Genomic DNA, 6,523 nt, shown 5'->3' with positions numbered 1-6,523 from the left:
GCCGGGCATCGGCTACCCTGTACCACAGCCGCCGCGCCTAAGTGCCAGCGATCAACCCGCAGCATCAAGCAGAGCCAAGGAGCCTGATGAGTACAGAGTTCTATCTGATCGCAGTCGCGCTGGTCACAGTGCTGAGCGCATCGCGCCTGACTCGTCTGGCGGTACACGACGACTTCCCTCCCGTGAGGTTCTTCCGGGACAAGATGTACGACCTCCTCGACGGGGGTGTCCGCCGCCGCCAGTGGCAGATCATCACGTGGTGCGGCTACTGCGCCTCGTTCTGGTTGACGATGGCCGTCGTGGCGTGGGCTGACCTGTCAGGCATCTTCGACGGCTATCAGGTGGTCGAGGGTCAAGACCTCTCCCTGTGGCAGCAGGCATGGTGGTTCGTCAACGGCACCCTCGCAGCCTCTTATGCAGCAGCAATTCTGATGGCAAACGACGGCGACAACGGGGATGAGAACTGATGGTCAAGCCAAGGAACCCCGCCCTGCACAAGACCGGGCCGACGTTCGTCACGCAGCAGGTAGCGGGCAAGGACATCGGCCTGACCGCGACGTTGGACGCTGGCAGCACGCAGTTCTCGATGGCATCGTCATCGGCCATCTACAAGAAGCACGCGAGGCGTGGTCCCGCTGAGGAGCGCGGGCAGATCGCGTCGGCCAAACAGATCGAGGCATACCGGCTGGTGAAGTTGACAGGTGAGGCGCGCTATGCCGTCACCCTGTTCGCCAACACCGCAGCCCGCGCGGAGATCGGTGTCTCCCAGCCCAACGCCCTGAACCGCAAGGCCGTGTGGGTCAAGGACGGCCCCGAGGTCGACGCCTTCGCCACGATCTTCCCCGACGTTCGCGCCCGGTCCAAGGCCATTCGTGACTACATGATCCACCGCACCATCGCTGGTGAGTGCTACCTGATCGCCCGTGCTCCCGTGTCGACTGACTCCGGGTACATCGACCCGCCCGAGAACCCGGCCACCCCCGGCCAGCAGTGGGAGTCGTGGGACGACTACCTCAAGGACGCCAACGGGTATGTCGACGTGCTGGACCCGGCCTTCGATCCCGAGACGGACTTGGAGCGCAACCCCAACCGGGACAACCCGATCTGGGAGATCATCGCGGTCACCGAGTTGCAGAAGATCGGCAGCGGGAACCTCGCCGCGTGGCGAGTGCGGCTCGACAATGACAACTGGGTGAACCTCGACACCGACGACCCGGTGATCCGCATGTGGAACCCGGACCCGGAGAAGCGCTGGGAGGCGTGGAGCCCGATCATGTCGATGATCACCACGTTGCAGGAGATCGAGTGGGAGACCAAGCACATCTTCGCGCAGTTGAAGTCGCGCCTGATGTCTGCGGGCGTGTGGTTCCTGCCGAACAACCTGACCTTCCCCGCCCCTCCCCCCGACAGCATCGAAGGTGGCGAGGAGGCTCTTGCCACACTCAACGAGGCCGAGTTGTTCATGCTCGCGCTGGCCGAGTCCTCGATGCAGGAGATGGACGCGGACGAAATCTCGTTCCCGACCGTCGTCACCGCTGACCCGATGGCGCTGGAATCCATCGACAAGGGCAAGTTGATCCAGTTCTGGTCGGAGATCGACGACAAGGCGATGGTGCTGCGCTCCGACGCCATCCGTCGCTTCGCTCTGGGCATGGACCTGATGCCCGAGGACGTGCTCGGCTCGTCGGGTCTGGCCGTCACGGGTGCAGGCGGTTCCGCTGGCAGCGTGAACCACTGGGGCGTGTGGGCCAACGAGGAGAAGACGATTGCGAACCACGCCGAGCCTGCGCTCGACGAGTTCGTGGGCGTGCTGACTGTCTCGGTCCTGCGCCTCATCGTCACCGGCACCAAGTTGGTCATCGCCTACGACACCGCGACACTCCGGATGCGGGCCGACCGGAGCAAGGAGTCGATGGAGTTGTACGACCGTGGCCTCATCAAGCCCGAGGTGGTCGTCCGCGAGAACGGATTCGACCCCGAGAATGACCTGATGAGCCCCGAGGAGCGCAAGTTGTGGCTGCTCACCAAGTTGGTCAGCGGCTCACCGTCGCCTGAGCAGATGCAGGCCGCGTTCCTGCTCATCACCGGAATGGACCTGCCGGTGCAAGACCCCGTTTCTGGAAACCCCAGTGGTGCCGATGCCAAGCCACGAGGCGAACAGGGCCAGCAGAAGCCCCCAAGCACCGATGGTCACCCCTATCAAGGCCCCCCGAGGGAGCAGCACGACCACACTCCTGCCCCGTTCAGCCCTCGGATGGCCTCCTGTGAGGTGCTGGTGCTCCGAGCCCTTGAGAAGGCGGGCAATGTTGTCCTCAACGACGGGAAACGGGGCCGCACGAGGGACAAGACCACTCCCCCGGTGATCGCGCACACCAAGGTTGAGCCTGCCAAGACGTACATCGGGGCCGAGTTCGACTTCTCGCTGGCCTCGACAGCGCTGTCTGACGTGTCCAGCCGCAATCTCCCGTCCATGATCGAGCAGATGGGCGACTTCTGCGCCACTCTCTACAACACACAGCAGGGGTACACCAGAGAAGCGCTGATCGCGGCCATCGGAGGGGGCAAATGACCCAGACAATGGCAGGGATCGCCGCCGCTGACGGGTATGAGGGGGCCACTCACGCCGGACTCGCCCTTGTCGCCACCGACACGGGGGCTGTGTTCCTCGCACAGCGGGCTCCGGACCCCACAGACGCCGCAGACGTGGCCGAAACGTGGGAATTCCCCGGCGGGAGCCTTGAACCGGGCGAAGTACCCATCGGTGGGGCTCTGCGGGAGTTCGCTGAGGAGATCGCCCTACCCCTACCCCTGAAAGTGTGGGTCACTGACGGATGGCGCTCCGTTGAGGGGATCTACCAAGGGTTCGTCCTCAACACCCCCCAAGAGTTCGATCTGGCGGGTTTTGTGCCAAATGAGGAGGTGCAAAAAGTAGGATGGTTCACCCGTGAGATGATCGACGGGCTGGACCTTCGACCAGAAGTGCGGGATCAGACCGATTGGGGCCTCATCTTCGGGGTTTCTGGAAACACCGCGAACGAGGGAGACACCATGCCCGACACCGCCGATGAGACCGCCGCTGCCGCTGAGGGCGTGGATGAGACTGAGCCGGAATGGGACACGACGGCGCTCGCGGTCGGGCCGACCCCGATTCACGGAATCATGGCCCCCGAGGACATTGAGACCGGCGACCAGCGCGGGTTCAACGCCGGGTCGATGACGGCTCGCCCGCTCCGTCTGCCGTTCTCGTGGCAGGAAGTGTCCATCGGCGGGCACGACGGCAGCGTCGTCGTCGGCTCCGTCGACCGGCTCATGCGCAAGGACGGGATGATCCACTGGGAGGGCCAGTTGATGCCCGCTTCCAGCAGCGATCCCTTCGCTGACCTGCTCGCGTTCTTCGGGCGGTTCGGCGTGTCGGTCGACGGCGACAAGGGCAGCCTCGATCAGGAGAAGTCGGTGGCGAGCGGCGTGCTGTGGTTCGACGCCGTGCGTGCGTCGGGTCTGACCGCCGTGTCCATCCCCGCGTTCCACGAGGCGTACGTCGCCTTCGGGCCGAGCCCCGTGATGCCCGCCGACAACACCGACGAAGCGCTCACCGCGTCCGGCGTGAGCAGCGTCGACATGGCGGGGGCTCGGACGAACGAGTTCAAGCGTGGTCCGGGCTGGGTCACCAACCCCAAGGAGACGAACCGGCTGCACGACTACTGGACCAAGAAGGGCCAGCCCGGCTACATCAAGGTCGGCTGGGGCACGCCGGGTGACTTCACCCGCGCCAAGCACCTGATCGGTGAGAAGATCGCCAAGAACAGCCCCGAGAAGATGAAGTACCTCAACCAGATCATCGCGCAGTGGCATCACGACGCGCTCGGCTACTGGCCCGGCGACCTCAACAAGCCCGGCAACGACACGACCGCCGAGGCTCGCGCCAAGCGGGCGGGCGGGGATGTCGCCGCCTCAGATGGAGAGGGCGCATGGGAGGCCGTGCTCACCTCCTCCGGTGGCGACCGCGTGCTGCCGCCGCTGTCGTACTTCAACCGCCACCCCGACACCGGAGCGACTGTCATCGAGGAGCCCGATGCGAACGGCTTGCGCCGCACCTACGGCTACGCAGCAGAGCGCGGTGTCTGCCACATCGGCTATGCCGGTGAGTGCGTCGAGGCTCCGATGGATGAGGCCAGCGTCTACGAGGACTTCCACCTCGGCCGCACCAAGACCATCGACGGCTACATCAACACCGGCCTGATCACCTACGGCATCGACCACCGCGACGCTGACGAGATCCTGTCCGAGACCGCGACGCAGCAGCACTTCGTCAACCTGTCGAACGCATGGGCCGCTGTCCGCATCGGCACCGACGAGCGCGGCGTGTGGTTCTCCGGTGTCGTCCTGCCGACCGTCGAGGAGAAGTGGATCACCGCGATTGAGGCATCGGGTCAGGTGTCCGGCGAGTGGAAGTACGGGGCGCTCCGCTCCCTGCTCACCGTCAACGTGCCCGGCTTTCCCGTGCTGCGGTCAAGCGCTGTCATGGGCGAGGACGGCACTGTGCTGGCGCTGGTGGCTTCGGCTCATGGCGAGTACAAGGTGACCGAGGACTTGACCTGCGAGTCGCATGAGGAGTGCGGTAAGGACGCCACGATGGGGGTGTGGCTGAGCCCGAATGAGTCGGCTGTGTTCTGTGACACGCACTACTCCGAGGCACAGGTTGACTGGCAGTGCCCGGAAGAGACCGACGACAGCGAGGCGCTGGCTTCCTTCATGGCGTCGCTCCGAGAAGACTGGGCCTCCTGATGGGCTGCGTCCCCTGCGCTGCGAAGGCGCGACTGCGAAACCAGCAGTACGAATGGACTGACGGCTCCAACGTCATCGTCTATCCGACCGAGGCTGCCGCGAAGACCAAGGTCCGCAAGCGCGGCGGCACGTATCGAATCGCCACGCCCTCGGTGATCTGATGACGGCCACCTGCTACGCGATGGTCCGGGGGTCGGGCATCCGGCTCACGGACCTCACTTCGGCTGGGCGCTATGACGCTGCCTCCATTCGCTATGCCACGAGCAAGTCTGTGGTGTCCATCAAGATCAACGAGGTGGTCGAGGGGGGCAGCAACGAACTGATCCGCAACGATGACGACGAGGCTCGTCTGCACTTCGTTACCGCCGATCAGGTCATCCGGTACGACGCCGACATTGACTTCCTGCGCTGCGATCCCGAGATCCTGCAACTGATGACCGGCGTACCGCTGGCCCGCAACGCCGCTGGCGACATCGTGGGATTCGACGCGACCACCCGGCTCAAAGCCAAGTCGTTCGCGTTGGAGGTCTGGTCGAAACTGTCCGGGTTCGCGTGTGTCGCTGACGCGGTGGCAGCCGGGTTCGGTGAATCGAACTTCGGTGAGACGGACTTCGGCGGGACCGGGGCCAGTTACGGGAGACCCTACGGCTACACCCTCTTTCCGTTTTTCAAGGGGGGGACCGTGAGCGGGTTCTCGTTCTCCAACGGGCTCGTCTCGTTCAACGTCAAGGGCGCACGCACGCAGCGGGGCTCCAAGTGGAGCGTCGGCCCGTACGACCTCGAAGGCTCATACAAGAGGCTGCTCAAGCCTGTTTCCAGAAACACCGCATGGCGCACGCTGATCACCACCTCATCGCCTCCCGTGGAGAGGCCGGGCGTGAGCACGTTCGAGGACGTGATCTACGGCGGGGACGCCACGTATTCATCGCCTGATATCTTGTCAGGCGACCCGGCAGATGGACTTTGGATTGTGGACGGTGGAGGAGCATGACACGTATCAGGCAGCGCGAGGACACGGCCAGCGCATGGGCGGCAGCGAACCCCCTCCTGCTCAAGGGTGAGGTCGGGTGGGAGTCAGGCTCCACACCCAAGGCCAAGAAGGGCGATGGCGTCACGCTGTGGAACGCGCTTCCCTACGCCATTCAGATGACCGCTCCGATTGACAGCCCGGCGTTCACGGGCAACCCCACCGTGCCCACGCCGCTCCCGTCAGACAACGACACGTCGGTAGCAAATACCGCGTTCGTCAAGGCGCAGAACTACGCACCGCTCGCCAGTCCGACGCTCACGGGCAACCCCACGACACCGACTCCCCCGCTCGGTGACAATGACACCTCGGTAGCAAATACCGCGTTCATCAAAGCGGCTATCGACGCTGCCATCAGTGCCTCCATGCTGTCGATGTTTCCTGTTGGCTCCATCCGGATGTCGACGGTAAACACCAGCCCCGCTACGGCCCTCGGCGGCACATGGACGGCGTGGGGCTCTGGCCGGGTTCCTGTCGGTGTTGACGCGGCCCAGACTGAGTTCGATACGGTCGAGGGGACAGGCGGAGCGAAAACCGTGACTCTGACCGCGTCCAATCTTCCTGCTCACACGCACACCATCGCCCACACACACGACCAAAATACTCGTGAGACAGCGACGGCGTTCGGTACTTCGGCCGCAGTCGCCGCACCAAGCGCTTCGGGAAACTTGCTCGTGAGGCAAACGTTGGGCTCAAACACCCCGAGTTCTG

The 6,523-nt window shown here is 64.4% G+C and carries 6 protein-coding genes; all 6 read left to right on the top strand.

Annotated elements, in window-relative coordinates; all coding sequences use genetic code 11:
* Window positions 1-86 precede the first annotated feature (86 nt).
* The gene (locus H7290_RS02365) at window positions 87-467 is read left to right on the top strand and encodes a hypothetical protein (protein ID WP_290512412.1); all 381 of its coding nucleotides are present in this window, start codon (window positions 87-89) and stop codon (window positions 465-467) included.
* Window positions 467-2,569 carry a hypothetical protein gene (locus H7290_RS02360; protein WP_290512411.1) on the top strand — a complete coding sequence of 701 codons (2,103 nt, stop codon included), beginning with the start codon at window positions 467-469 and terminating at the stop codon, window positions 2,567-2,569. Before H7290_RS02365 ends, H7290_RS02360 begins: the two co-directional genes overlap by 1 nt.
* Complete coding sequence (locus H7290_RS02355; RefSeq protein WP_290512410.1) at window positions 2,566-4,785, top strand: NUDIX hydrolase; 2,220 nt, start codon at window positions 2,566-2,568, stop codon at window positions 4,783-4,785. Before H7290_RS02360 ends, H7290_RS02355 begins: the two co-directional genes overlap by 4 nt.
* Window positions 4,785-4,946, top strand: a complete 162-nt coding sequence (locus H7290_RS02350; RefSeq protein WP_290512409.1) for a hypothetical protein — start codon at window positions 4,785-4,787, stop codon at window positions 4,944-4,946. The genes H7290_RS02355 and H7290_RS02350 overlap by 1 nt, the downstream gene beginning before the upstream one ends.
* Window positions 4,946-5,776 carry a hypothetical protein gene (locus H7290_RS02345; protein WP_290512408.1) on the top strand — a complete coding sequence of 277 codons (831 nt, stop codon included), beginning with the start codon at window positions 4,946-4,948 and terminating at the stop codon, window positions 5,774-5,776. The genes H7290_RS02350 and H7290_RS02345 overlap by 1 nt, the downstream gene beginning before the upstream one ends.
* The coding region (locus tag H7290_RS02340) for a hypothetical protein (protein WP_290512407.1) at window positions 5,773-6,523 on the top strand (751 nt) is incomplete at its 3' end. The genes H7290_RS02345 and H7290_RS02340, both read left to right, overlap by 4 nt.

It is taken from the genome of Aeromicrobium sp. (assembly GCF_014378035.1).
Lineage (GTDB): Bacteria > Actinomycetota > Actinomycetes > Propionibacteriales > Nocardioidaceae > Aeromicrobium.
Note: the sequence above shows the minus strand (reverse complement) of the source record. Positions and strands in the feature narration are given on the sequence as shown.

Coding starts and splice junctions, on each gene's coding strand:
- H7290_RS02365 (WP_290512412.1), top strand. CDS start 87: ATGAGTACAGAGTTCTATCTGATCGCAGTCGCGCTGGTCACAGTGCTG.
- H7290_RS02360 (WP_290512411.1), top strand. CDS start 467: ATGGTCAAGCCAAGGAACCCCGCCCTGCACAAGACCGGGCCGACGTTC.
- H7290_RS02355 (WP_290512410.1), top strand. CDS start 2,566: ATGACCCAGACAATGGCAGGGATCGCCGCCGCTGACGGGTATGAGGGG.
- H7290_RS02350 (WP_290512409.1), top strand. CDS start 4,785: ATGGGCTGCGTCCCCTGCGCTGCGAAGGCGCGACTGCGAAACCAGCAG.
- H7290_RS02345 (WP_290512408.1), top strand. CDS start 4,946: ATGACGGCCACCTGCTACGCGATGGTCCGGGGGTCGGGCATCCGGCTC.